We start from the raw sequence: 23,021 nt of genomic DNA on the forward strand, positions 1-23,021 counted from the left end.
CTAATTGTTAATCGCCAATACCGCGCATCACTTTTATGCGCGGTTTACCTAAAGCTAAACTATCCTGCGTTAAAACAGCATCCGGTAAACTTCAATGGATTAACCCTTTGGGCTCAGGGGGATAATCCATTACAATGAAGTCCATTTTGAGTTCGTAAAACAGATGTTCCGCCTATGCCTAAGTCTCACACCCACATGCATCAACATTTGCAGATGCCACATGCTAAATTAGATCTGCAAGCTCTAGCGGGCACCCTTGCCTTTGAGCAAGTGACCGTTATTGGTAATGCTTCTGGCGATTGGCAGCCTGCAACCACAGGTACGACATTTATTTTTAACGGTACTCAATGGGCTGAAAACAGCAATGTAAATAATCAGATAGTGAATATCGCCAACGGTGGTTTTGCTGAATCAAAATATGCCTTTGTGGTACAAGGTCATCCACAAAGTGGTCTGCTTACCCAAGCCTTGACACAAGTCGCGATTGAATTAACCCCTAAACTCGGTTGCTGGCCTTCATCTGGCTTAACCACAATCGTATTGATGCAGCAATTGTCTCAGCATGTGCAAGTGCAGCGGATGTCGCTGTTTCCGAGTTTATCAAGACCCAATGATTTACCGTCTGACGATCACTTACCTTGCATGGTGCATAATTGGTTAGGCGAACGACGGATTGCCCAGGCTTTGGTACCATCGCTCGACTGGCCTGAATTTAGCTTAGCGTCCGTATTTTTACCTCGCCTATCCGCAATAAACCAAATGCAACCATGCCAAGTCGCACCTAGGATAAACGCAGGTAATCCATTTGATTTACTTGTGCGTTTACAAGAGCCGAGCTTATTAATCGCAGATGCGCTAAATCCACCCACGCGGCAGATGCAACTTGAATGGCTAATCACACTGGCGCATACACCCATTAATATTTGGCTACAATTTGCTCACCCTAGCCAGCTCATCAATGCTGAACCTTTATTTTTCAACCACATGCCTGAATCAAAACCTAGCTATTGGTATTTAATGGATACTCAGGCATCTCAATATCTTGATGCGATTCGCCATAGTTTGGCCTATTGTTGGCAAACGTTGTCAACTAAGCACGCGAGCTTAATTGGCAATCAGCCTTCAAACGACTCTTGACCCTCCCCCTGTCCACTGCCATTCGCATTCAAAACACATTCAAAATACCTAAGGCGAATGTCGTTTTACCTTTTACCTTGCCCTCTAGCGACGCTAAACCAACCTCTGTTTAAATGCATGACTCAAAACGTCAACACACCCTAGTTAAGGAAATTTTTACCCAATGCGATCCCCAGCGGTTCAAAGTAATTGATCAGCGCCTGAAAAATCACTTTTCTGTGGGCTTCATCGGGATAAGCCCCCTCCTTTGCCATTGCTGAAAAACGGGTTCCCGACACTAAATACGGATTCGAAATATCAGTATAAGATTCAATACAGGCTTCAAATGCTCGCGCCATCATCTCCGTTGGCCGAGAGAAGTACTGCATCCCATGTTTTTTATCTAATGCAATCGCTCGGCGAACATAATCATGGGGCTCATCACCCTGTCCACTCAACAATGTCACTTTGAAGATCTCAGATAATCGAGCATTTAATGGATGCTCTATGATGGGCAGATCGGATAGCCAAAGATCGCTCGCACACTGAAACCGCTTATTAGTAGGTTTGAATGATTTAGCGGCAATATAATGGTCAAACGCATGCCAAAACTCATGGGCTAAAGCACCTGCACCTGCATTTTTAGCCAATGCCAACTCTCGGGTCGCGGGTGCATAATGGGCCTGAACGCCCTTTTGGCCGCCATGACCAAAGGCCAGGCTGACGGTTTCCCGCAGCCCTAAAGTCAAAGGTGGCAATTTTAAGATAAAGGCCAGATCGGCGAGCGAATCAAACACTAAATCCGCAGCAATGCGCGATTCATCCCGCGTCACCCAACGGCCAACACGCACATGGCTAAAACCAAAGGTTTGTTTAATATCAAGAAAAGTGACTTGCTCACCAAATCGATAATCGGGTCCATAGCGGTTATATTGCTGATTGATTAACACGGCTTACCTTGAACCCTATGCAGTGAGAGACACATTAAGCTGGCTATTTTAGGTTAAAAGACAGAGGAACAAAACGCTGCATTAAGTACAATATCAAGTTAAGAATAGGAGCCAAGCAGCGCTTACTCTTGGTTTGGTATCGCGATGCTTAGATTTCGACAACCACAGGGTTCGTTAAGCTTTAGCCGTTAATATCACATCATCCCAAACCACGACACGATTTCGCCCCGTAGTTTTAGCGTGGTACAAGGCTTTATCGGCCTCGGCCACCAGCTTTTCAGCATCTGAACGGCACTGACTCCCGATTTCAATCGGTGAAGGCACAGACTGAAGCGCTAAAATACCGCTGTTTTCTTCGATGGCATGATGAGTAATTACAGGTGTTAACGCACTCACTCCTGCCGAAAATTGATAGTGAAAATCGGCGACTATCGCTGAAATATCTTCATTCGCAAGCGCTAACATCATACGCGTCACAATTTTCTGCGCGACATCGACCGACGTTTCTGGCAGTAATAGCGCAAATTCCTCACCGCCGAAGCGACCAAAGATATCGTATGGGCGCGTACGAGCACTGATAAATTGGGTAAAATGCTGCAGTATCTTGTCACCCACTTGATGCCCATAGCGATCATTAACGAGTTTAAAATAATCAATATCCATCATGACCAGGCACAAAGGTAACTGTAGACGACTCAAGCGTTTGATTTCATGCTCTAACTGCTGGAAAAAATGCCGTCGATTGGCAATACCGGTTAATTCATCGGTGAGTGCGAGTCGATTCAACTCAGTCTGCGCATTCCTTAGGGCAAATTCGACCTGTTTTAACTGGGTAATATCGGTGCAAACAATGACCATATCGCCATTGTGATAAACCTGCTCAGAAAGTTGCAACCAGCTACCGTCGACCAGATCCACTTCAAAACGTCGAAAAGCTGATTTACGTTGATTCGCATGAATAAGTTCAAGCCATTCCTCTATGGTTTCATGATCAATTTTAGGCCCTTGCTTATGGGTAAAGGCAAAGTGCATCATGTCGTCAAAATGCCGGCCAGCCATGTCTTGATCAACAAAACCAAACATTTTCGCAAAGGTATGGTTATAAAAGATAAAATGATTGTGCTTGTCCAAAACAGCGAGGCCATTCTCGCTTAGCCGTAAGGCTTCGGTTAAAAAGGGGTAAACAGACTCAAGAGATTCTTTTTCCATCGATTATTCCTAGCAATGACGCTTTTAGAGAAGATCTCCGACATGTTTAGATTAGCAGCGTTCTACACTAATCACAGCGTCTTTGTCTTTACCCCCATATTACCGCAACGGGATTGGCTCTACCGCGATATAAATCCCACACATTCGGCAAATAAGCTTTAAAAATCAGATCCAATACTTTGATAATTTACGATTTTACGGCCAATTTACTGAGAAATATTTCAGCACTAAAAGGTTTCTGCATGAAATGTACCTCAGGGAATAATGCTAACTCAGGAATATCATCGCTATCATTAGCTGAAAGTAAAAAGAAGCGACAGTGATGCTCAATCTGGGTATCACTGGCAAGGTTTTGTAATGTTTGTTGCATCTGTTTGATAAGTTGCAAGCCATTCATATCTTGTAAACGGTAATCCACAATAACAATATGTGGCAATGAGTGAATCAACATCTTAAGTGCTTGCGCTGCGTTATCAACACTGAAGGTTTGAAAATGATAGTGCTCTAGCATGGCTTTGCAAATCTCAAGGTTAAACAGATTATCATCTATGATTAACACTTTTTGTTGATCATATTGAATCGTTAATCGTTCTTTCACCTCGGTAAGTTGGCAGGGAAAATGTAACAGCACTGTGGTGCCTTTGCCCTTTTGACTGCGCAACATAAACTTACCGCCAATTTGCTCAAGCAATCGATTACAAGTATAGAGTCCTAATCCCATGCCCGATGTTGTTGTATATGAGTTAGATGCGTGCATAAAGGGATCAACTAAAGCGCGCTGTGCTTCCTTTGACATTCCCTCGCCAAAATCGCGGATCAGTACCCTAAGCATAGGACTATGGTCTTTATGGTGACGTTTAAGGCGTAAGTCCATATAACAATGCACTTCGCTACCCGTACTGTATTTAAAGGCATTATTGATAATGTTCGTCATGAGTTGGAATAACTTAGTCCCATCGAGCTCGATAAACTTCGGCAAAGACTCATTCACGACAACCTGTAAACGTTTACCCGATGTCGCACTAAAAGCACGATAGTAATCCTCAATATTGCTCAGATATTCGTGCAAATTGACTAAATGCCGATTCAATTTTAACTGCCCAGCTTCAGCCTTACTGTAATTCAACGTATTTTCGGCAACCGAGTAAAGTAAGTTAGCTGACCAGGTCATTTTATCGATAATTTCGTCCAGTTTTTGTGGCTGTGAGCGCGCTTTTTTTAACATGCGACTGTAGCCAAGAATGGCATTGATAGGAGTGCGGATCTCATGATTTATGCTGGAAAGTACTGCTAATCTAGATCGATTATCGAGCTTAATCTGCTCTACAATATGCTGATTTTTAGACTTAAAGTACAAAAGAAAAGACAGAGTAATACCAAGAGAAGCAATCAATAAGATAATCACGATTAGCTCGACAACCTCTTTTTGTGGCACTTGATATTCTATGCGTAAATCTACACGGGTTTGGTATCCAGGAATATCCAAAGTTCGGCTATCTGAGTAGCTAAACATTGAAAATATGCCTGTGGGAAACTCATGGTTACAGGATGAACTTTGCAATAACGATTGTTCAAATTGATAGCTAATACATACACCTTGCTCCTGCTCAATCCGCGCTAATATCCGCTGGTGAGAAATGGCATAGACTAAATAAAGCATATTAGGCCCATCGATATTAACAACCGCTAACGTGTAATCGGCAAGGCTAGCCTGAAGTTCCCCTTTACTATTCTTGACTAATTTAAGTGGCTTAAGTTCTGGCGCCATTGTCTGATCAGAGATATAGGCCAGTTCAAGTTCGGAGGTCAGTGTAAAAGCGACAGCAGATTTGATCTTCAGTAAGTCCTTAGCAAAAACCTCAAATTCCTGTGACGTTACCTCACTCGAAGCATAAAAAAACGATTTTAGCGCATCCAACATAATTTCATGTTGTAAGAACATATCCCGTGAAGAAGTAAAAACCGCTTCTGCTTTTTTATTGTAAATGGAGTCAAATTCATAACGTGAGTGGGACAAGGTTAACCACAGCACCAACAGAGTGACCCATAAGCCACTGAACATATTGATACAAGCGCTATATTTAAAGCTCATTAGCGTAATCCATTACGGCCTTTAGCAAGCTGCATAACTGATGTTCAAACTGCTCTCGCTCGCAAACATCCATGACAGACAGCATATCTTTAAGCTGCAAGTAGCGCGCAATACCCGTAAATTGATGTTTCAGGCCTTCAATACTGTCAGAGGACTCATATTGTTCTAGCCCAAGTCGCATTCGCTGTAATTCAGCAATCAGTGTCAATCGCAGTCGCGATTGCTGTTCTTGGCTGTATTGCTCAAAGAATACAGATAAGGCCTTGGGTAACTCAGTATTAGCATTCATACATTAGGCACTCCTATTATATTGAGCAATCCAATCAATAAGATAACGACCTTCAATCGGGGGGCTGTACAAATAACCTTGGGCAACATCACACCCCAACTCAGAGAGAATTAACTCTATTGCACTTGTCTCAACGCCTTCTGCAACCACCTTTACGTGCATCTTCTGCGCAAGCGCGATGGTGGATTCTACGATGAGATAATGTTGGTGATTGATATCCATATCGGAGACAAAACTTTTATCAATTTTGATCTCTTTAAAGGGAATGGCATCAAGACGATCATAGGTAGAATAACTTTTACCGAAATCATCGAGGGAAATATCAATATTATTGATGATCAGCCGTGCAATTGAGTTAAGTACTCTATCTTGGTTAATGATTTCCTGTGATTCGGTGAGCTCTAAAATCAAATGGATTTGTTTATACTCACGACCACATTCGATGATGTACTCAATGAGTTCATCACAGGTCAAATCATCTGCGGTAATGTTAATCGACAGGGCAAACGCCATTAATAACGGTTGGCGCGACCAACATTGCAATGCTTGGGAAATAACCATCCGCGAAAACAAGCTATTTAGCCCCTGCAGATTCACCAATGGCAAAAAAACGTCGGGATAAATATAGCCATTGGATTGATCGCAAAGCCGCGAAAGCACTTCAAAACCGATGATCGCCTTTGTTTTAAGGTTAATCTTAGGCTGATAACACAAAATTAATTGTTCATTTTTGAGCAATTGCCGCACATTGATATTCACCGCCATGTCTTGCACGATAGACTCATGTTGATGGGCAAGGTTTCTATCGTCGGAGGCGTCTAGCAATGGCGTTAAAATGTCATTCACATTGATAGGTTTAGCAAATACGCCAAGCAAGTTGAGTTTCAAACCCGTGATAATGCTATCCACCAGTTCTAAAGTCCGTTTATCCGAGGAGCTTATCACCGCAATCGGAATGGCTGTAAATCGGGGCTCGGAGGCCAACATATTAATCACCGCAATACCGTCACCTTGATCCATTTTTAAATCTAAAATGACTAAATCAAGTTTTGCTTCTACAGCTAAGATCAGTTCAATTCCTTGATTACCATTACTGGCTTCATAGATCTCCACATTGTCCTCTGCTAAGTACTTATGGATATCAGCTTTCATGGTTTCTCTAATAAAGCGTTGATCATCTATGATGAGAATATTCATATATTGGTCTCTAACTGCATAAAGAAAATGGGATCGATCGTCTGTGATTTGGATGTAGGGATAACAGAAAGCTTGAGTAAATTACGATTCGCCATGACTTCTGTGCGACTGGAGAAAAACGAATAGTTTTTGACTGGTTTGAAGCCGCCTTCTATCGTTCTCACTTTGAATATGGGCAACTTAAATTGCGTCAATTTTCGTTTTAGTGACTCATCACAGATATTAAAACTCAAAAACTTAAGTGAGCGACTCGTGGCCAATTCATTGAGATAAACAGACATCATATAATTTTCAATATAAGGCGTTACACCAAAGGAGGAGAACACCATTAAGGTATCTGGCAAAGCTTGACTGTTATGGTTAATGACCTCAAACAAGTCCACCTCATCATTCATAAATTCGAGGGCAATTTTGCCTTGAGTGCGGCAGAATAGACTGTGTCCAATGATTTGATCCCCAAAGCTAAAAGCCACCACCAATGAGAGTCCACGAAAAAAAGGTTGAGACAACTTACGGCTCACAAAGGATAAACGTGGGTTACTTTCATAAATCAAGCTAAGTTGCAGCAGGGTCATAAAGTTTTGATGGTGGCTTTCGATAAACTCGACACGATAAGGAGTATTACGGTAGTACGGATGATCACTGCGTTCTATGGTCGATTCAAAAAGGTTAATTAACGCTAAACCTTCGTTGATGAATTTTTTGTCCTCCCGATAAATATCAAATAGTTCAGAGCCAAATATTTCAACGATTTCAGACTGTTTAGCTAGGGATGGAATGTTAACTCCCCGCTCCCAACGGCTAATAGTGATGGAGTCTAACATATCGAACAGGCAGCTTTTTTGCCTGAGCAGACTACATAAATCTTCTTGAGATAGATTATTCTCAGTTCTGGTGTGTTTTAAGAAATTGGAGAATGTCTGTGCACTTGTTTTGCTTTGATAGGAGATAGGTGTACAAATCATATCGCGTTCCATCTGAATTTTTTATTTTATCTAGCAGCTCCATATACGTCTTATGGTCGATGTCATCTACTGGCTCTGGATGTCTAAATGTAATCCAAATGCGTTGAAGTTTCTCGATGAAATAAAGTCCAGTGATTTTTTCGTCACTCATCACTCAGTTCCTCCATCTCAGCCTTTTATTCACCACGTTTTTTGCAATAGGAAAACGAGTATAAATGCCATTGTTTATCTGAGACCATGGCACAGTCAAAAAAGCGATGGAAAAAAGTGTCTAGTTATTCGTTCGGTTAAATCATTGCATCATAGATAAAACCGCAATCAACAGACTCTCCTATAAAACCGCATAAAATATAAGATTCACCAGCAATGGCCACAAAACGCCAAATTGATTATTTATGCGCTAAATATTCAAAATTTTGGATATAACTTCGGGATTATTCTCACTGAACCACATTTTTCACGCATGGTTATTCACGTTTGGAATAGGCAAACCGCGACAGTATCAGCTTAGAGATATTACTAGGATAGTTTTTAATAGCTTACGGCTTAAGCAAGCCAGCTGCGAAAATAAGTGGGTAATTGGCCAGTCCAGCGTTTAGAGGAACGCCTATAATCACTGGCGTCGCTGAAGGATAAAGAAGTGGCAATACTGTGGGCATCTTGCGCAGGTGTCGCCAAGTTATAGCGTGCTTTGATTAAACGGGTCTAATCAGCAAGTATCGGCAAGTTGGCCAAAGTTTAAATCCATCTCGGCCAAACGCCGTTTTAAGGTGGCTGGGCTCATTGTCAGTTTTTCAGCTATGTCAAACAAGCTTAAGTTATCCCGCATTAGACACAAAAGAATACCAGCCGCTAAGCCTAACCGCAGTTCGCATATAGTAGTGATTGACATATCCCTTGGCACTGAATGACGGCAGCGCCGAAACCTATGGTTTGACCGTTACGCATCTGCAAGTCGGCAGCGGCGTTTGGCAACAGAGAATGCTGGTGGAGCAAGACGGCTAAAACTACTTACCCAATGATAATCAAACATTTAAATGGTTACCTTGGATCTGTATCGTCAAACACCTTGACGTTAACTCTGGACATTTAGCAGACTAAGATGAAAAAAGGCACAAAGTATGAAGCACAGGTGTTAGAGAAGGCGCTGGTAGTGGTCGTAAACATGAGCAACCGGCACCATCTGATTGCAAATTGATGAATTAACTGGTTATGCACTTGATATGCAAATCTAAAACTATAACCCCCGATATTTTTCTCACCTTAATGCAATAAAGTGAATAGTTAATCATAAAAAAAGAGGTTAGCAGTATTCAACAGCTAACCTCTTCTCTTTAAATCAGGCGATAAATCAGATGTTCTATCATACAACTAGAGCCATGACTTCAAAACAACTCTTACAAAAGCTAACTCATACCAGAGCTAATTTTTTACGGGTACGAAAATAGCAAGCTGAGGCTAGTCACTGTAAATAACGAATATAAAACTAACGCCTGTGAAAAACCATGCCCACACAATCCGACAGACATGGGATTAGCCGCGTTTAGTGCCCCACGGATCGTTGTCATCCGTCGATGGGCTTGGTCCTGAACGTTCATCGTTTCTGGGTTCGTTTCGGCGCTGTAAGTTGCTATTCGATGAACCATATCCAGAGCCGGTGCCACGTCCCCCCGTAGGTTTTTTGCCTGAGCTTTTACCTGAACCACTACCAAAGCTCTTACCTGAGCCATAACCAGAGTTGGGACGTTTATTACCCGCTTCGTACTCGGCGCTGGCTTGTGCCTGCATTTTAGCGATAGATTCTATGGTGAGTTCCATCGGTTTACGCGGCGCGATACCTGAGGCAAAACCTCGTTCGCGTGGCTTAAGATCAAACTGCTCACCGACGGCTTTAGGCATACGCTTGAATCGATACAGGTAAAAATTTTCCACTTTCTCCCGCGCCCACTCAGTCTTCTTGAGGAAAATAATACAGGCCTCAATGGTCGGGTTGGTGTTAAAGCAACCTAGCTTTAATGCCGCGTATAAAATTTTCCAGCCATAAAAATCGACTAACTCAGTGATCATTGTCTCGAGTTTGAGGCCGTGTAACGGGTTGTTCTGTTGCTCTTCAATCATGGGAATTCCAAGTTCAGCCCTATTGGCTGATTTTACTGTATTAGTTTACGGTTTTGAGTTGTTAAACGAGTGACTCAATTCGCTACTAAAACTCGCGATTAGAGAAATCACTCAAGTTATGAAGTCATGAGCCACTGACGTTGTTACGGCAATAGCATAGGGCGTTAAGCCTTGTTACTCGTGATGCTTAGATCTTAAATCTTAAGGGCCTAAAGCCTCCAAACAGAGCCATTAAATATTAGCCGTAAAATCTGCTGCTCGACAAAACTGCGGGAATAATAACGGTAAATAAGCTAAACGCCTTCTTTTATTTGCGCTAGCGAGGTTTGGTATCGGCTTTAGGGCAAAGAAAATACGCCGCAGCTGACGGTTTTAATCTACATATCCGCGATATCACGCTAACAGGTATGAACTCAGCATCAAGCTCAAACCCGTTTCTAAATTTTACCTATGATCCGCTGATGCCTTGAGTCAACCTCAAAATAAACGCAACTGAAACGGCTCGATTTATAGCTGCGCATCACATCCTTGCTCGCATCTTTAGCCCTTAGTCTGTATACTCCGCGACCTTATTATCCCAACTTTAATGTTTTGGCTTAGAGTGGGTGAAGCGCATGTTTCATTTTGAGGCTTGTTTGTCACAATCCCCGTTAGCAAATACCTAGGAAAGCTCCTTTGATCTCTACCGCGAACATCACGATGCAGTTTGGCCCTGAGCCATTGTTTGAAAACATTTCAGCGAAATTTGGCAACGGTCACCGCTATGGTTTGATCGGCGCGAATGGCTGTGGCAAATCGACCTTTATGAAGATCCTCAGCGGAGCGTTAGCGCCAACCTCTGGGAATGTGTCCATCACGCCCGGCTTAAAAGTCGGTACCCTAAGCCAAGATCAGTTCGCGTTTGAACAATACAGTGTGATCGATGCGGTGATCATGGGGGATGTAGCCCTGTGGAAAGTCAAACAGGAACGCGATGCAATTTACGCTAATCCAAATATGACCGAAGAAGATGGTATGCGTGTTGGCGATCTTGAAAGTGAATTTGCCGAAATGGATGGCTACAGCGCCGAAAGCCGCGCCGGTGAAATCCTGCTCGAAGCGGGTATTGAAGAATCTTTCCATTACGGCCTAATGCAACAAGTGGCACCGGGCTGGAAACTGCGGGTCCTGTTGGCACAAGCGCTATTTGCCAACCCTGATATTCTGCTGCTCGACGAACCAACCAACAACTTGGACATTCATACCATTAGCTGGTTAGAAGCCGAGTTGAACAAACGTAAATGCACCATGATCATTATTTCCCATGATAGGCATTTCTTGAATGCCGTCTGTACCCACATGGCCGATATCGATTATGGCGAACTGCGCATTTACCCAGGTAACTACGAATACTTCCTCGCCCAATCCTCTTTGATCCGCGAGCAATTATTGTCGGGCAACGCCAAGAAAAGTGCTGAAATCGAAGAACTGCAAGACTTCGTCAACCGCTTCGGTGCCAACGCATCTAAGGCAAAACAAGCCAGCTCGCGCGCGAAAAAAATGGACAAGATCAAGCTTGATGAAGTGAAATCCTCAAGCCGTATTCACCCTTCTATTCGTTTCGATGCCGGCAAGAAAATGCATCGCCAAGCACTGATCCTCGAAGATTTGGCCCACGGGTTTGATGGTGAGCTGCTATTCGAAGGCGGCGACTTAATCCTCGAAGCCGGTGCAAAATTAGCGATTATCGGCGAAAACGGCGTGGGTAAAACCACTTTCCTACGCTGCTTAGTCAATGATTTAGAGCATAATAAAGGCGTGATCAAGTGGTCAGAAAACGCATCAATCGGCTACTGTCCACAAGACAGCAGTGACGAATTTGATAATGACTACACGTTAATGGATTGGATGTCACAGTGGCGCCAACCTAAGCACAACGATCTTATGGTACGCGCCATGTTAGGCCGTCTGCTGTTCACCGAAGATGACGCGAACAAGAAAGCCCGTAACTGTTCAGGTGGTGAGAAAAACCGCTTGTTATTCGGTAAGTTAATGATGCAAGACATCAATGTGCTAATCATGGACGAACCGACTAACCACATGGACATGGAAGCCATCGAAGCACTCAATAATGCGTTGAAAGACTTTGAAGGCACTTTGATATTCGTCAGTCATGACCGTGAGTTTGTATCGTCACTCGCAACACGTATCATTGATATTAAAGATAAAAAAGTGATTAACTTCCAAGGCACTTTCGATGAGTACCTTTCAAGCCAAGCTGGAATGGAAGCGAGAAAGAGCGCGTAATGTTGTGCTTTGATAAACCTTAATCGGCTATGTCAGCTTGATTAAAAGAGTCGTCATTGGAGAACCTACTGACGACTTTTTATCGATATCTAAAGAGCGATATGATTGGTAAAACATGAAGTATTGCTGCTTTGGGCCTTGGATACACAGCTGTCTATTCGTTATCTAGAGTGCTATAATTCATGCACTTAATTGAGGTTGATCCTATGAAAACTAAATCAAAAAACACACAAGTGACTCAAAATCGACTCTATCGCGCTGTGGCCAGTTCAACCGCTATTGAGACGGGTAAAACTACGGCTGAAGTTGAAGCAAAATTGAAGGCCAAAAAAAGCCGTTTCAGTCATTTGACCTTAGCCTAAACTTCATTCGTTTTTAGCGCTGAGCACATCGTTTACCAAACGAGCCATATGTTGATAATCCCCACCCAACCCTGCTTGAATTGACTTAAAATAAAAATCTCTATTTTGTTCCCAAATCCCATAATCAAGTGGGAGATAACCCGCCTTTACTGCCATCACATCGAGTATCAAACGTGACAAACGTCCATTTCCCTCTCTAAATGGGTGAATTAGGATAAATTCCACATGACTTTCAGCCAAGTAACTCACAACTTCATCTCTAGAAAACGAATTTAAACCATTGAACTTGCTTAAATATTCCTTTTCAAACTGAGTGAGAGACTTAAGTATTTGAGCCGCTGCCGTAAATTCGAAACCACCTTTTCCCATATTGACTGTACGCCGCTCACCAGCCCAGTAATAAACATTACCGAGCCATTTTCGATGCCACTCAAAGAGCATACCAACCGATAGATGCTCGCTTTCAATAACACCAGATTGAAACACGTACTCATAAAGCTTTAGTAACAACTGAGTCTCTACCTCTGCCATATCCTCTTCATCGGTTATCGCGAGTTTGTTACGAAGTATATGGCCGCCGGAACCGGGTTCGAATTCATCCTCGGTAGTGCCAATATGATATTTCGACATGATAATAGACCCGCTAACTGTAATAACTAATAGAAAAGCAAATATCCGAGTCACAGACAACTTAACACAACTACTCGATGAGATTGACCACACAAGTCTTTGAAATAGGTATGTAGAAACTATGGGCTATAAATTAGCTTATTAATTTTTTTAACCAATATCTCACGATTTTTAGCCAGTTTAAAAATTGTCGGCAAATGTCGAATGACTATCGGCTCAGACTCGAATACCGCATCGCGATCTTTGGCCTGAATATAATCACGGATCTGAAGCATCATCTGTTTATTAAATGCCCAAAGTGAATGACCTTTAAACTCAAGGGAATAAAATGCGTCATTGGGCCATTCAAGTCGATGTTTCTGTTTTGCCATACACTGATAACAACAAATAAGACCAAGATCTGTACCATCTGTAAAAGCACTGTTTGCCCTATGTTCCCAAGTCGAAGTACCTTGGTATTTTTCTGGCAATTTTTCCCGCCAAGAAGCATCCAATAGCGGAGGGAAAAACAGTACTCCAGGCCATTTATGGGCAAATCTTTGATTAAACAGCTTGATCTCAAACTGCCTACCCTCAAATAAATGCACATCTTTTTTCTCTAAACGAAAAACATGGGCAAAGGTAAAAGTGGCGCAGCCAGCACAATGGGGGCAAGTAACTTCAACTCCGTTTGGCAGGCTAAAAAACTCATAAAATCCTGTCATAGATACGACATTCCAAATGATTTAGAGACTAATTTGGAGCTCATCAATTTTCCAACCACCTTCATTTATCATGCTAATTCTTTGTTTTTCATTCGCCTCCGATGCATTACCACAGAGATCTTTTTGTGCATATTCAAGAACGGCCGTATCCCCTTCTATCACCTGCGACACTAAGGTGAGTGCTTTGCACTTGGCAGCGGCTTTTGAAAATGAAAGATAAGATGCGATCACTTCATCGCGGGACTGCTTCATCTGCTGCATATACTGTGGGAACTTAGACTCAACATCCGCTTGCTTACGTTGGGTATAGTAAGCCTTGTCCTCTTGATAACTCATCCCCTGCTGTACCTTAGCATTGTACTCGTCATAGACTTCGCTCGGCGATTTAGGCGTTGTACAACCTATCAGCACAAGCACAGATATGGGCAGTAAGAAAATCGATTTCATCATCGAACCTCCAAAACTAGACATGTATTATCAATAAAAGTGAAATTGAAAAAATCCCTTTTAGTAACTCTGTCATACCTTTCCTTTAAAAATAGATAATTAAGATTTTTAAACTGAATCAACGCCCCGTTTTCCGATCATGATCCAGTTGTTTGATACCATCAGGATAACGTGTAAATAGTTCATCGATTACTTTAGCTTGGCAGCGTTGCTCATTCAATTGCAGCACAGTTGCTTACCTTGGCGAGTGCTAAAAATAAGTGCCATAAAACTGTGAGCATGCTCTAAATTGCTGTATTTGACAGGTCATTGTCTAATGCATTAAAAGGCACAAAGGTCTTTTTATCGAGCCAGAGAGGCGAGCGATTTTGTCCTGCAAGCTGATAAGCCCAAGTCGTAATGGCTTCAGAGCGATCACTCTCACAGACGAAATATCGACTGAGTTCAGAGTGTAACGTTTGGCCATGCTGGATAATATTTTGCTCATACCAGTTATCTTTATGGTGCTGAGCGGCAAGATGATCGCGTTTTTGATTATTACAACTGCTATGAGCGAGGACAAAATTATGGCCTAAATCATTAGGATATCGTGCCCAAGGGATAAAATGATCCACTTCGCCTGTTTCTTTTAATGATTTTTGGCAATAGAAGCATTGGCCTTTTTGGATATCAAGCAGTACAGGTCTAGCATAGGTGATCGTCTGTCTGTCGCTACCAAACAGAAACTCACTTAAATTGCCTTTACTGCCTATAATGACCTGATTTGCTGGAAACTCGGCGATTTTTTGTACCCATTGAGTACGAGCCAATGACACCACTAAATCGTGAAATCGCCTGAAGCAAAATGCGATCCCCGGATTCAACTCGATGTAATTTTTCGTTTTATCATGGGGATAAAGAAAACATTCTTCATTACGTGACAAGTTTTGTAAGCGCCATAAGGGGCCATCTTTAAACGTACCGCGCGTTTTACGCAATAAAGCTGGATAACTAAGATGCGCTTTTAACTGGGATAGACTGTTAACACCTTGATGGCGTAGTTCAATCAAACTGTTGATCAAGGCTGATTGCTTTCCACTATTTTGGATCAAGACAAAATACCCATCATTGGCACCAAAAGGCAAAGAGTGTTGCCAGTAAAGTTCAATAAACTTCTCTACCAAATCATCAATACTGATGGCGGTTTTCAGCGCAGGATCGGCATTGAGTATTAATGGCCGTTCGATACAGATATCGGCGATCGCATGCAGTAAGGCAAATTTGTAAGTTGCAACGAAATCCCCTTCAACTAACAGACGTTGTAAATAGCTAATAAATTCAACTTGTCTTCTCGCATCAATCGGCATTCAGTCGCTCCTGAATAATAACGCTTGCTTCAGGTGCATTTACGTTTGGCATCAGTTTGGGTGTAAAAACTAACGTCTGCCAATGCACTTGTGAGCGACCGAGTTTATCGGTTTCATCTTGGCTCAAATCTAAAAGTCGTAGCTGACAATCTGCAGCAAGTGTGAGCAGTTCATCGGCACTGACTGGGTGCATAACGCGCGCATCGTGGCTTGGGCCATGGCGCAAACTGATGACTAAAAGTCCAGTCGAATTGAGTAAGCGTGAGAGTGTTACTAGTGCAAGTGGGCGCTCTGAGGGAGATAAATGCATCCACACAGCGCTGAGTAAAATCAGATCAAACTGTTGCGCTAGGCCAACCACTTTTTGCAACTGAGGTAAACCATCCTCAATCCAACGCACGGGTAGATCCCGAGTTAACACCTGCCCCATTTTCGCTAAAACAACCGCAGGTTCGACTGCAATAATTTGTGTCTTTTTGCCCTGTGCTTTTTCGGCTAAATAATACACATCCCGGCCAGAACCAGCTCCTACATCCAATATCGACAATGTATTTTTAGTAAGTAGAGGCAAAAGATGATGCAACCAACTCGAATGCACTTCTTCAAAGGTTTTAGACAAATACTGTGCCGCGAGTATTTCGGCGTAGTCATTATAAAACACTGTGCTCACTGACAACGATCCTTTTGCAACAAGTGATTGTTTTTACAGACGCTAACTTATCACAATCGTATTTGATAAAAAATACATGTCATCATTATCATGCTGTTTTGCATAAAATATTTAGCATTATGCAGCTCGCGATCACTGTGCTGATTTCGGCTATTCGCCCCAATATTCTTATCAATGCCTATGCAATCTCAGCATTTTCCCGTCGTTTTTTTCGCAGTGGTTTACACTCTATGAGTGAGTGTAAAGATAAGTGCAATTGATTGAATCTGTTACATGCTTCTCCAGAGCAGTTTCCATTTCAGTGTTGGAGTGAACGGGTTTTAACGTCTTGGCGTAGCGTCTATATAGAGATTAAGACCTAGGGCTCAATTATTTAGGATATCTATTGCCTATGAGTTTTGAAGATTCGTTAGAGCAACTTAAACGACAGTTTTTACATGCACTGCCGGATAAAAAGAAACAAATCATTACCTTGTGGATTTCATTGCGTAAAAATTGGGACGCTCACATGCTGTCTGCCGTGTACCGAGAGGTGCATAACTTAAAAGGGTCGAGCGAGACCTTTGGGTTGTCAGATACCAAACACATAGTAGATAAACTGGAGTTGCTGCTTAAGGGGCTGCTCAATGCGCCAGCCCCCGAACTTCCTACGATCAAAGGCTTAGATACCCTCTTCCACCAGTTGTTACAAAACAATATGCGCGGCCAACCGTCGGCGCCAGTAGTAGAGGCGCAAATGCAGCAAAGCCCCTATAAACCGTCAAAGGCGCGCCATGAGCACCATATTGCCATCATAGAAGACGATGGGAATGTCGGCGCTATGATCACAAAGCAGCTGCGAGAGTTCGGTTTTAGTGTGCAGCATTTTTTGAATTTCACGAGCTTTCTGGTGGTGCAAAATAAAACGCCCTTCGATCTGATTTTATTAGATTTAATTCTACCCGATTGGACTGAAGAGGCCTTGTTCGAAGCCGCCACTGAGTTTGAGAAGAATAATACCCGAGTGTTTGTTTTATCCTCGCGGGGAGATTTTGACATGCGGCTATTGGCCATTCGTGCCAATGTCAGCGAATATTTTGTCAAACCTGCTGAGACCACTTTATTAGTGCGCAAAATCCATCAATCCCTCAAAATGTCAGAGAAACAACCCTTGAAGGTGTTACTGGTGGATGATCAACAATCTATGGTGGATTACTTTTCAAGTCTGTTACGCAGTCACGGTTTGATGGTAAAAGGGTTATCGAGTGCCGAGCAAGTCTTGCCTGCCCTTGAGCAATTTGAGCCTGATTTGTTTATCTTCGATTTGTACATGCCCGAAGTGAACGGGCTTGAGCTGGCAAAGATGATCCGTCAATTGGACAAATACACCTCGAGCCCAATTCTCGTGTTGAGCTCTGATGATACGATGCAGAATAAAGTCAGCATCATACAAGCGGGATCAGATTACTTAATTTCAAAGCAAACCGCGCCGAGTTTATTCGTCGCGCAGGTGATTTCCCGTGCGCAACGGGGTCATGATATTCGCAGTTCGGCTAGTCGCGACAGCTTAACTGGGCTGCTAAATCATACCCAAATTCTGGTGGCTGCGAGACGCTGTTTTAACGTAGCGAAACGGATTAACTCTCAAGTTTGTATCGCTATGTTCGATTTAGATCACTTCAAAAAGGTCAACGATACTTATGGTCATTCCGGTGGTGATAAGGTGTTGTTGGCATTTGCCCACCTGTTACAACAATCCTTACGTCAAACTGACTTTACCGGCCGCTACGGTGGTGAAGAATTTATGTTAGTGCTGCCAGATATGCAAAAACCACTGGCGATTGCCAAGTTGAATGCGATCCGTGAAAGCTTTAGCCATATCGTATTTGTTGAAGATGGCGTCGAATTTAAGGTGACGCTCAGCGGCGGTTTAGCCTTTTCGGATCAATGTGAGGAATTTCAAGATTGCCTGTTACTGGCAGATAAAAACCTTTACGAAGCTAAGCGTTTAGGTAGAAATCAGCTCGTGGTTTCTACGACTGACTAACCCTAAACAGAATGAGCCACTGCAGCGCACAAATCAGTTCGGCGTAATGCTCTTCCTGCGAGACTCACGTTCTATTCGTTACTTTTTAATCCCACTCAGCGTGGGCGGTCACAGTGAGCTTAAATGGTTAATGAGCTTGCTCGGCATCTGCGATAACTCCACTACATAATCTACTGCACGGCACTTTATTGCTTCTCGTGGCATGCCAAATACCACACAACTTTGTTCATCTTGGGCAAATGTAGTGACGCCTTTTTGGTGTAACGCCACCATGCCTTCGGCGCCATCTTTGCCCATACCGGTTAAAATCATCGCGCTCATATTGGGCGCGGCACATTGGGCCAAGGCCGTAAACATCACATCGACCGAAGGTCTGTGGCCACTGACCTTTTCATCTTGGGTTAATTTAACTTTATAACTACCACCCACTTTGATGATCTCAAGGTGATGATCGCCAGGGGCAACATAGGCATAACTGGGTAAGAGTCGTTCCCCATGCTCGGCTTCTTTGACAGTAATCCGTGACTGTCGATTTAAACGTTCCGCAAAAGTGCGGGTAAACCCCGCTGGCATATGTTGGGTGATCACTATCGGCGGCATAGCCGCGGGTAAATGTTGTAATACATAAAGAATGGCTTCAGTACCGCCAGTAGATGCGCCTATCGCGACTAAATGCTGTGTCAGGGTTGTATTGGCCAATATTGGCCGCTTACTTGAAACAGGGCGTACTGGCTCAACAAATTTCTGCGGCTTGATGATTTTGGCTTTCGCGGCAGATTTGATCTTATCTAAAATCAAATCCTGATAATCATGAATACCTTGGGGCGAGTCTAATTTCGGTTTAGGGATAAAATCCACCGCGCCTAAGGCCAAGGCATTAAAGGTCGCATCAGCGCCCTGCTCGGTTAACGATGAAATCATCACTACTGCAGTGGGTCTGGCTTTCATCAAGCGATCCAAAAATGTTAAACCGTCTACTTTGGGCATTTCGATGTCTAAGGTAATCACATCGGGGCGAAATTGGTTCACCAGATCTTTGGCCTCGTAGGCATCGGCAGCAAGCCCAACCAGAGACAGTTCAGAGTCAGCCTCAATCATTTTACCGAGCAAGCTGCGCATTAGCGCAGAATCGTCAACAACTAACACTTTGATCGTCATAACTTAATCACCAAATAGTTCAACGTCGCCGCCCGAAGGTAAATTACGAACCCGTAAACGGTACTCACTTTCCCTGTCAAGAATTGTACTGTTATGCATGGATTTAATTTTGCGGACTTTCACTTTTCCCGAATGGGGGAAAAAATACACTTTGCGCGGATATACATCGAGTAAATCGGCAGCAACGATAGGGATATTTTCAAGATTGAGATATTCAATCACAAACTCAGCATTACGCTCACCAATGTTATGCACAGTAAAGCTGCGTAACATATTACCGCCCCCAAACACCTTAGCTTCGAGTGAGTTGCGCTGTGCGCCAAGCTTGAGTAAGTCGTTGATTAACAACTCCATGGCATACACGCCGTAACGGGCAGAATCGGCGAGCACCCCAGTACAATTGCTATTGTCACTTGGCAATAAAAAGTGATTCATTCCGCCAATTTTGAGCTTAGGATCATACAAGCACACTGACACACAGGAGCCTAACACTGTCACTATCATGGTATCTTCACGGGTCGCAAAATACTCGCCGGGTAATATTTTTACCGCATCGCAACCAAAATGATGATCGTGATAGCGATTCGGCTCTGCAATAGCATATTCGATATTAGGTTTTAGCACTCATGAGCCCCTTCACTGGCCGATAGGTTGTTTGACCAACGGCAGTGATGATTTGCGGGAACATATTAAAATTTTCCGAATGTCCCGCAATATAAAGCCCATCCTCGCTAAGGGAGTTCATCATGTGTTTTAATATGACTTCCTGCGTTTCTTTATCGAAATAAATCATTACATTACGGCAAAAAATCACATCGATTGGCGTTTTTAGCGGCCAAAAAGAATCGAGTAAATTGATGCGGGTAAACTTGAGCATCTGCTTTAATTCGGGCACAACGCGCACATTGCCCAACTGTGAACCCCTTCCACGGTGAAAAACCGTTTCTTGCGAATATCGCTGACAGTATCGATACGCTCTAAAGGATAAATGCCCATTTCAGCCTTTTTAAGCACGCCGCTGTCGATATCGGAAGCAATGATCTCGATAGGCGTTTTAAAACTGTTGAAATGTTCAGCGACGACAATCGCAATCGAGTAAGGTTCTTCCCCTGTGCTACTGGCCGCACACCAGATCCTGCGAGCGTCAGGGTTATTGATTAAATACTGTTTTAACACCTCAAAGTGATGCGGCTCCCGAAAAAATGCTGTTTGATTCGTGGTTAACGCATTGATAAATTCTTGGTGTTCGTTTTCATGGCTTAGCAGATACTCAAAATAAGCCGAAAAACCGGCTAATTTCAATGTTCTGATCCGTCGCACTAAACGGCTATACACCATAGCATCCTTGCTATCGGCGAGTTTGATCCCCGCTAAGCGGTACAGCGTCGTCCTCGCGGTATTAAAGTGCACCGAGGTATAGGCAAACTCTCGTTCCAATGGTTTGTTTTCACTCAATTAAAATTCTTCCCATTCATCTTGATCTTGCTTCATGGGCTTCATCGCATTGGTTTTAGGTTTCTCTGTCACTCTGGCTCTTGCCATAGGTTGAAGCTGCTGTTTGATGGGTTTCATCGCCTTCGCTTTGGGCGCCGCTAATCTCGCGTTGCTGCGTCTTGGGGCTTCATCTTCGTCGTCCACGCGAAAACTGGCGACACTGTCTGAGAGTTGCTGCGCTTGGGATTGCATGCTTTCCGCTGCAGCGGCCGCTTCTTCAACCAATGCCGCATTTTGTTGCGTCATTTCATCCATTTGCACTACGGCTTTGCTGATCTCATCGATACCGATGGCCTGCTCATTAGAGGCTGAGGCAATTTCCGCCATGATGTCGTTCACCCGTTTAATAGCGATGACGATTTCCTTCATGGTATCGCCGGACTTACCGACAAGGCTGTTGCCACTCTCGATTTTAGACACGGAATCCGATATCAATGCCTTGATATCTTTAGCGGCATTGGCCGAGCGTTGGGCTAAGCTGCGCACTTCTGATGCGACTACAGCAAAGCCACGGCCTTGCTCACCCGCCCGCGCAGCTTCAACCGCAGCATTGAGCGCTAAGATATTGGTCTGGAAAGCAATACCATCGATAACACCAATAATGTCGGCAATCTTACGCGCCGATTCATTAATCGATGCCATGGTCTGGACAACTTGCTGGATAAGCTCACCGCCATCCACTGCGACTTCAGCCGCTTTAGAGGCTAAGGCATTGGCTTGACTGGCATTATCCGCATTGAGTTTCACTGTACCTGTGAGTTCCTCCATGCTGGCCGAGGTTTGCTCTAGGCTCGAAGCTTGCTCTTCGGTGCGGCTGGATAAATCAGCGTTGCCTTGAGCTATTTCTGCCGAAGCGGTATTGATGGTATCCGCGGCTCGTTGAATATCTTGGATCATGAAGGATAACTTTTCAGCAGTTTGATTTGAGTAATTTTTCAAATCATCAAAGGTGCCTTCATAGTCGTTATAAATGCGAGTGGTAAGATCGCCATCCGCTAGCGCCATCAGTACCCGCGCCACATCTTGCAATCCACGTTCCGAGGTTTCAATTAACGAATTTAAATTGTTCGCCAGCATTAAAAAGAAACCTTGCTTGCCATCTGTTTCCGCCCTTTGGGAGAAATCACCCGCAGCTGCGGCTGTGACTATGCGGGAAATTTCCTGCTCGGTTTGGACTTCAATGGTGCGGTCGAGCCACTCAACAACAGTCCCTAAGCGCTCACCTTCTTTAGACACAATCGGGCTGGCGGTTAAGCGAAAATGGCAACTCGCGACCTTAATAAGCGATTCATATTTACGGTCTAATTTATCGAGTAAACTTGCTTGGTGAGCAGGATTGCGGTGGAAGATATCCATCGAGCTGCCGAGGATTTTATCCACAGAAAAATGCGGTAAGGCTTGTCTGATCTCACTTTCAGAATGGCGCAACATAGTTTCGACCGAGCGATTCATATAAATGATCGTACGGTTAGCATCGGCGATCATAACGTTGGTACTGGTATTATTGAGCGCTTCGAGGATGCGTTGGGTTGCTCGCTCGGCTTCGATACTTTCGGTACGGTCTATCCACTCAACACCTGTGCCTAAATGCTTATTTTCAGCCGTGATAATCGGCGTCAAAATCAACCTAAAGGTACGTTTGCCTATGGTGATTTGCGCGGTATGGGATTGGGTTAGACGCTCTAATAAATTACGCTGATGTGCAGGATTTTTAAGGAAAATGTCGATATTACTGCCGATCAGTTTGGCAACCGAGAACTGAGGTAACTCTTTACGAATATCGTCCTCTGCCTCTTGCAGTAAACGGACGACGGCTTTATTCGCATAAATAATATTGCGCTGACTGTCAGCGATCATAAAGCTGTTGCCACTGTTATCAAGTAGCTGAAAATAGCGCTGACGCTCTTCATCCCTTTGCTCACGCGCCTCATCATTGCCAAAAAATTTGAAGATACTCATTAT

Annotated in this window: 19 protein-coding genes and 1 pseudogene; 4 read left to right on the top strand and 16 right to left on the bottom strand. The window is 43.5% G+C overall.

Features of this window, described 5'->3' with window-relative positions; all coding sequences use genetic code 11:
- Positions 1-174 precede the first annotated feature (174 nt).
- A complete protein-coding gene (locus L5M40_RS01150; RefSeq protein ID WP_263177204.1) occupies positions 175-1,137 on the top strand; it encodes a hypothetical protein in 963 nt (320 codons plus the stop codon).
- 140 nt (positions 1,138-1,277) lie between these two features.
- Here the strand turns inward: L5M40_RS01150 and L5M40_RS01155 are convergent, their stop codons facing one another.
- From L5M40_RS01155 to L5M40_RS01185, 7 genes are all read right to left on the bottom strand, one after another.
- Positions 1,278-2,066, bottom strand: coding sequence for a CLCA_X family protein (locus L5M40_RS01155; RefSeq protein ID WP_263177203.1), 789 nt, complete (start codon positions 2,064-2,066; stop codon positions 1,278-1,280).
- Positions 2,067-2,240: 174 nt separating this feature from the next.
- A complete protein-coding gene (locus L5M40_RS01160) occupies positions 2,241-3,275 on the bottom strand; it encodes a GGDEF domain-containing protein (protein ID WP_168827133.1) in 1,035 nt (344 codons plus the stop codon).
- A gap of 187 nt (positions 3,276-3,462) precedes the next feature.
- Positions 3,463-5,367 (bottom strand): ATP-binding protein, encoded by a 1,905-nt coding sequence (locus tag L5M40_RS01165; protein ID WP_263177202.1) that lies wholly within the window; start codon positions 5,365-5,367, stop codon positions 3,463-3,465.
- Positions 5,357-5,656, bottom strand: coding sequence for a hypothetical protein (locus L5M40_RS01170; protein WP_173496906.1), 300 nt, complete (start codon positions 5,654-5,656; stop codon positions 5,357-5,359). Before L5M40_RS01170 ends, L5M40_RS01165 begins: the two co-directional genes overlap by 11 nt.
- A gap of 3 nt (positions 5,657-5,659) precedes the next feature.
- Complete coding sequence (locus L5M40_RS01175; protein ID WP_263177200.1) at positions 5,660-6,853, bottom strand: EAL domain-containing response regulator; 1,194 nt, start codon at positions 6,851-6,853, stop codon at positions 5,660-5,662.
- On the bottom strand, positions 6,850-7,818 hold the full coding sequence (locus L5M40_RS01180) for a helix-turn-helix transcriptional regulator (RefSeq protein WP_131524741.1): 969 nt from the start codon (positions 7,816-7,818) through the stop codon (positions 6,850-6,852). The genes L5M40_RS01175 and L5M40_RS01180 overlap by 4 nt, the downstream gene beginning before the upstream one ends.
- 1,533 nt (positions 7,819-9,351) lie before the next feature.
- A complete protein-coding gene (locus L5M40_RS01185; protein WP_263177199.1) occupies positions 9,352-9,936 on the bottom strand; it encodes a VF530 family DNA-binding protein in 585 nt (194 codons plus the stop codon).
- A gap of 675 nt (positions 9,937-10,611) precedes the next feature.
- Here L5M40_RS01185 and L5M40_RS01190 point away from each other — a divergent pair.
- Positions 10,612-12,222, top strand: coding sequence for an ABC-F family ATPase (locus tag L5M40_RS01190; RefSeq protein WP_263177198.1), 1,611 nt, complete (start codon positions 10,612-10,614; stop codon positions 12,220-12,222).
- 206 nt (positions 12,223-12,428) lie between these two features.
- Positions 12,429-12,584: a hypothetical protein gene (locus L5M40_RS01195; protein WP_173913200.1), complete on the top strand. Its 156-nt coding sequence runs from the start codon at positions 12,429-12,431 to the stop codon at positions 12,582-12,584.
- A gap of 3 nt (positions 12,585-12,587) precedes the next feature.
- Here the strand turns inward: L5M40_RS01195 and L5M40_RS01200 are convergent, their stop codons facing one another.
- From L5M40_RS01200 to L5M40_RS01220, 5 genes are all read right to left on the bottom strand, one after another.
- Positions 12,588-13,214, bottom strand: coding sequence for a Fic/DOC family protein (locus L5M40_RS01200; protein WP_219250805.1), 627 nt, complete (start codon positions 13,212-13,214; stop codon positions 12,588-12,590).
- Between the two features lie 119 nt (positions 13,215-13,333).
- Positions 13,334-13,918 (bottom strand): hypothetical protein, encoded by a 585-nt coding sequence (locus tag L5M40_RS01205; RefSeq protein ID WP_219250806.1) that lies wholly within the window; start codon positions 13,916-13,918, stop codon positions 13,334-13,336.
- A 21-nt stretch (positions 13,919-13,939) separates the two neighbouring features.
- Positions 13,940-14,368: a hypothetical protein gene (locus L5M40_RS01210; protein ID WP_219250807.1), complete on the bottom strand. Its 429-nt coding sequence runs from the start codon at positions 14,366-14,368 to the stop codon at positions 13,940-13,942.
- 281 nt (positions 14,369-14,649) lie between these two features.
- The gene (locus L5M40_RS01215; RefSeq protein WP_263148278.1) at positions 14,650-15,711 is read right to left on the bottom strand and encodes an HNH endonuclease; all 1,062 of its coding nucleotides are present in this window, start codon (positions 15,709-15,711) and stop codon (positions 14,650-14,652) included.
- The gene (locus L5M40_RS01220) at positions 15,701-16,381 is read right to left on the bottom strand and encodes a class I SAM-dependent methyltransferase (protein ID WP_263177197.1); all 681 of its coding nucleotides are present in this window, start codon (positions 16,379-16,381) and stop codon (positions 15,701-15,703) included. The genes L5M40_RS01215 and L5M40_RS01220 overlap by 11 nt, the downstream gene beginning before the upstream one ends.
- A 391-nt stretch (positions 16,382-16,772) precedes the next feature.
- On the opposite strand from L5M40_RS01220, the gene L5M40_RS01225 reads away from it, so the two are divergent.
- Entirely contained in the window at positions 16,773-18,407 is a 1,635-nt protein-coding gene (locus tag L5M40_RS01225) for a diguanylate cyclase (RefSeq protein WP_263177195.1), read from the top strand.
- 108 nt (positions 18,408-18,515) lie between these two features.
- Here the strand turns inward: L5M40_RS01225 and L5M40_RS01230 are convergent, their stop codons facing one another.
- The 4 genes and pseudogenes from L5M40_RS01230 to L5M40_RS01245 form a co-directional block, all read right to left on the bottom strand.
- The gene (locus L5M40_RS01230; protein ID WP_263148274.1) at positions 18,516-19,565 is read right to left on the bottom strand and encodes a chemotaxis response regulator protein-glutamate methylesterase; all 1,050 of its coding nucleotides are present in this window, start codon (positions 19,563-19,565) and stop codon (positions 18,516-18,518) included.
- 3 nt (positions 19,566-19,568) lie between these two features.
- Positions 19,569-20,189 carry a chemoreceptor glutamine deamidase CheD gene (gene cheD / locus L5M40_RS01235; RefSeq protein ID WP_105252529.1) on the bottom strand — a complete coding sequence of 207 codons (621 nt, stop codon included), beginning with the start codon at positions 20,187-20,189 and terminating at the stop codon, positions 19,569-19,571.
- Positions 20,176-21,020 (bottom strand): annotated as a pseudogene (locus L5M40_RS01240) (CheR family methyltransferase). Before L5M40_RS01240 ends, cheD begins: the two are co-directional and overlap by 14 nt.
- Positions 21,021-23,018 carry a methyl-accepting chemotaxis protein gene (locus L5M40_RS01245; RefSeq protein WP_263256183.1) on the bottom strand — a complete coding sequence of 666 codons (1,998 nt, stop codon included), beginning with the start codon at positions 23,016-23,018 and terminating at the stop codon, positions 21,021-21,023.
- Between the last annotated feature and the right edge of the window lie 3 nt (positions 23,019-23,021).

The sequence above is a fragment of the Shewanella sp. SM68 genome (genome assembly GCF_025653925.1).
GTDB classification, from domain to species: Bacteria; Pseudomonadota; Gammaproteobacteria; order Enterobacterales; family Shewanellaceae; genus Shewanella; species Shewanella oncorhynchi.

Excerpts from the sequence above, each read along its gene's own strand:
- L5M40_RS01150 (WP_263177204.1), top strand. The coding sequence starts at position 175 with ATGCCTAAGTCTCACACCCACATGCATCAACATTTGCAGATGCCACAT.
- L5M40_RS01160 (WP_168827133.1), bottom strand. The coding sequence starts at position 3,275 with ATGGAAAAAGAATCTCTTGAGTCTGTTTACCCCTTTTTAACCGAAGCC.
- L5M40_RS01165 (WP_263177202.1), bottom strand. The coding sequence starts at position 5,367 with ATGAGCTTTAAATATAGCGCTTGTATCAATATGTTCAGTGGCTTATGG.
- L5M40_RS01170 (WP_173496906.1), bottom strand. The coding sequence starts at position 5,656 with ATGAATGCTAATACTGAGTTACCCAAGGCCTTATCTGTATTCTTTGAG.
- L5M40_RS01175 (WP_263177200.1), bottom strand. The coding sequence starts at position 6,853 with ATGAATATTCTCATCATAGATGATCAACGCTTTATTAGAGAAACCATG.
- L5M40_RS01180 (WP_131524741.1), bottom strand. The coding sequence starts at position 7,818 with ATGATTTGTACACCTATCTCCTATCAAAGCAAAACAAGTGCACAGACA.
- L5M40_RS01185 (WP_263177199.1), bottom strand. The coding sequence starts at position 9,936 with ATGATTGAAGAGCAACAGAACAACCCGTTACACGGCCTCAAACTCGAG.
- L5M40_RS01195 (WP_173913200.1), top strand. The coding sequence starts at position 12,429 with ATGAAAACTAAATCAAAAAACACACAAGTGACTCAAAATCGACTCTAT.
- L5M40_RS01200 (WP_219250805.1), bottom strand. The coding sequence starts at position 13,214 with ATGTCGAAATATCATATTGGCACTACCGAGGATGAATTCGAACCCGGT.
- L5M40_RS01205 (WP_219250806.1), bottom strand. The coding sequence starts at position 13,918 with ATGACAGGATTTTATGAGTTTTTTAGCCTGCCAAACGGAGTTGAAGTT.
- L5M40_RS01210 (WP_219250807.1), bottom strand. The coding sequence starts at position 14,368 with ATGATGAAATCGATTTTCTTACTGCCCATATCTGTGCTTGTGCTGATA.
- L5M40_RS01215 (WP_263148278.1), bottom strand. The coding sequence starts at position 15,711 with ATGCCGATTGATGCGAGAAGACAAGTTGAATTTATTAGCTATTTACAA.
- L5M40_RS01225 (WP_263177195.1), top strand. The coding sequence starts at position 16,773 with ATGAGTTTTGAAGATTCGTTAGAGCAACTTAAACGACAGTTTTTACAT.
- L5M40_RS01230 (WP_263148274.1), bottom strand. The coding sequence starts at position 19,565 with ATGACGATCAAAGTGTTAGTTGTTGACGATTCTGCGCTAATGCGCAGC.
- L5M40_RS01245 (WP_263256183.1), bottom strand. The coding sequence starts at position 23,018 with ATGAGTATCTTCAAATTTTTTGGCAATGATGAGGCGCGTGAGCAAAGG.